Genomic DNA, 1,531 nt, shown 5'->3' with positions numbered 1-1,531 from the left:
CCTGAATTATTCATAGAAAATCAGTAACTTAGGTTAATCCCTTGTTTTTCAAGCCTTTCCGGCTTTCTAGTTTTGCACGAAAAAAATGAAAAAAGAATCCATTTCTGTTAAAGTTTAAGTAACCACACAAAAACCAAACAGAAAGGATTCTTTATATGGTTACTTTAACGCAAAAAACGCTTGAATTCAATCGTAAAATTAAATTATCAAATGATGGAGGTTCTCTTTCCTCCGATACAGGTGAATTCCTTTTTAGAGAATTCGATGAAAAAATCGGCTTTTCTAAGACTTTAGCTAGATATCTGAAACTTAATGATTCAAGAAAATATTATCTACACTCAAACGAAAACTTATTGTGTCAAAAAATCTATCAGATCATTGCTGGATATGCGGAAGACGATGCTGCTGATCAGTTGACCCATGATCCTGTGTTTAAGGAAATGATCGGAACTCCCGCACTCGCTTCCCAGCCTAGCTTATCTCGCTTTTATACTCGATTTGACAAAGATTCAATCGAACTATTAAATCAGGCAAACCAAGAACTTCTGGATAAAATTCATCGTTTTCGACAATCGACAGAATTATTTATCGACTTGGACTCCACACATTCGGATACATATGGAAACCAGGAATCCTCGTCTTATAATACTCATTATGGCACCATGGGTTTTCATCCTTTGGTCGCTTTTGATGGAGCGACCGGTGACTTTTTAAAAGCACAACTCCGCCCAGGAAATGTGTATACATCGAATGGTGTGGTCGAATTCATTCGTCCTTTAATTGAACATTACAATGAAGTCTTTCCAGAAACCACTCTGTTTCTTCGTGGAGATAGTGGTTTTGCTGTCCCGGCATTATACGAGTTGTGTGAAAAGGAATCTGTTTTGTATATCATTCGGTTGAAATCCAATTCACAACTCCAAAGTCTCGCGCAGGAGTATCATCCTTCTTCAGCCCCTTTAGACGTTTCAAAAACGGAGACCTATTTTGAAGAAACCATTTATCAAGCAAAATCATGGTCAAGACCAAGAAGAGTCATTATTCAATCGGTGCGTCCTGCAGGTGAGCTGTTCTTCACCCATTCCTTTTTCGTGACCAATTTCGAATTAGCTGCTCCTCAAGATATCGTCAAAGCTTACCAAAAAAGAGGGACGATGGAAAACTACATCAAGGAGGCAAAAAACGGCTTTTACTTTGATTATATGAACAGCCACGCTTTTCAAGTAAACGAAGTAAAAATGATGTTGACTCTCCTTGCTTATAATTTGACCAATTGGTTACGATCCCTTTGTTTTCCAGTGGGACAAAAGACCATGCAGATTGAAACCATACGCACTCGATTAATTAAAGTGGCCAGTAAAGTGGTCAAATCAGGTAGAGGACTTTATTTCAAACTATCATCGAGTTTTGTGTACCAACAATTCTTTTGGGACGTACTAAATCGAATTCAAAAGCTTCAATTAGAATGACCGAAAGAATGCTGTTCCCAACTGAAAAAAGTCGATTTTTTCAGTCAAGGGGGAAGTATGCC

The 1,531-nt window shown here is 37.9% G+C and carries 1 protein-coding gene; it reads left to right on the top strand.

The genetic code is table 11. The features are described from left to right. Window positions 1–155: 155 nt before the first annotated feature. Window positions 156–1,469: an IS1380 family transposase gene (locus MLD65_RS17940; RefSeq protein WP_243293182.1), complete on the top strand. Its 1,314-nt coding sequence runs from the start codon at window positions 156–158 to the stop codon at window positions 1,467–1,469. The last annotated feature ends 62 nt before the right edge of the window (window positions 1,470–1,531 follow it).

It is taken from the genome of Bacillus sp. FJAT-47783 (assembly GCF_022808615.1).
Taxonomy (GTDB): Bacteria; Bacillota; Bacilli; order Bacillales; family Aeribacillaceae; genus Bacillus_BZ.
This window is presented reverse-complemented; position numbering and strand designations above follow the sequence as displayed.

Excerpts from the sequence above, each read along its gene's own strand:
- MLD65_RS17940 (WP_243293182.1), top strand. The coding sequence starts at position 156 with ATGGTTACTTTAACGCAAAAAACGCTTGAATTCAATCGTAAAATTAAA.